Origin of the sequence: Mesorhizobium sp. M0208, from assembly GCF_040322015.1 — a bacterium.
Taxonomy (GTDB): Bacteria; Pseudomonadota; Alphaproteobacteria; order Rhizobiales; family Rhizobiaceae; genus Mesorhizobium.
Genome location: NZ_JAMYSP010000110.1, coordinates 1 through 1310, shown reverse-complemented (window position 1 = coordinate 1310; position 1310 = coordinate 1). Strand labels below are relative to the sequence as shown.

The 1310-nt window shown below is 61.6% G+C and carries 1 protein-coding gene; it reads left to right on the top strand.

Annotation, left to right across the window (positions count from 1 at the left end; all coding sequences use genetic code 11):
* The first annotated feature begins 76 nt into the window (after nucleotides 1-76).
* Nucleotides 77-1156: an IS5 family transposase gene (locus NKJ17_RS33835; protein WP_352509991.1), complete on the top strand. Its 1080-nt coding sequence runs from the start codon at nucleotides 77-79 to the stop codon at nucleotides 1154-1156.
* The last annotated feature ends 154 nt before the right edge of the window (nucleotides 1157-1310 follow it).

Genomic DNA, 1310 nt, shown 5'->3' with positions numbered 1-1310 from the left:
TGGACACCTCGAAAAACCTGGCAATCGAGACCGCATTTTGATTCACTTCGCCTGGTGATTTGCACGGAGGCGTTGGATGCGAGGCCAGGCTGGATTCTGGGACATTGACGAGCGTTATGTCCGGCTGAGCGCGGCCGGCGATCCACTGGAGAAGCTGAACGCGGTGGTGCCTTGGGAGGTTTTCCGGAAACCGCTGGCCAAGGCGCTGAAGCGCTCCGATGGCGCCAAAGGCGGCCGGCCGCCCTTTGATGCGGTGATGATGTTCAAGGTCCTGGTTCTGCAGGCGCTCTACAGTCTCTCGGACGATCAGACCGAGTTTCAGATCCAAGACCGGCTTTCCTTCATGCGTTTCCTCGGGTTGGGGCTCGGCGACAAGGTGCCCGACGCCAAGACGATCTGGTTGTTTAGGGAGCACCTCACGCAGGCCCGGGCGGTGGACAACCTGTTCGCCCGTTTTGACAAGCACCTCACCAAGGCCGGTTATCTGGCGATGGGTGGCCAGATCGTGGATGCCACGATCGTGGCGGCGCCGAAGCAACGCAATTCCGATGCTGAAAAGGCTGACATCAAGGCAGGAAAGGTGCCGGACGAGTGGCAGAAGAAACCAGCCAAGCTGCGCCAGAAGGACCGGGACGCGCGCTGGACCGTGAAGTTCTCGAAGGCCAAGGCCGATGAGGAGGGAAAGACGAAGCAGCGCGATATCGCCGTTCCCGCCTTCGGCTACAAAAACCATGCCTCGATCGATCGCCGCCACGGCTTCATCCGCGGCTGGAACGTCACCGGCGCCTCGGCTTGGGACGGGGCGCAGCTTCGCAACGTGCTGGACAAGAACAACACCGGCTCGACGGTATGGGCCGACACCGCCTATCGCTCGAAGAAGAATGAGGCGTGGCTGGACAAGAACGGCTACGTCTCCGACATTCATCACAAGAAGCCGAAAGGCCGGCCGATGAGCGAGGCGATGGCACGGGCCAATGGCCGGCGCTCAAAGATCCGCGCTTTCGTCGAGCACGTCTTCGCGCAGCAGAAATCCCGCATGGGCCTGTTTGTCCGCACGATTGGCATCGCTCGCGCTTGCACCAAGATCGGCATGGCCAACCTCGCCTACAATCTCACCCGCTTCGTCTGGCACCAACGGCGAACTGCGTTCGCCTGACGGCGAGAGCGGCGGAAAACGCCGCCGCGATGCCGAAATCGGCAACCAGCATCAGCCCCAACGAACGAAATCCAGCCCCCGCCGCGCGTCAGGCTGTTCGCAACCTCATTGTCGCACCACCCACTCTGGAAATGCCGGTAGTTCGAGGTGTCCA

What these genes read in the sequence shown, in the direction of transcription:
- NKJ17_RS33835 (WP_352509991.1), top strand. Translation starts at nt 77, where the DNA reads ATGCGAGGCCAGGCTGGATTCTGGGACATTGACGAGCGTTATGTCCGG.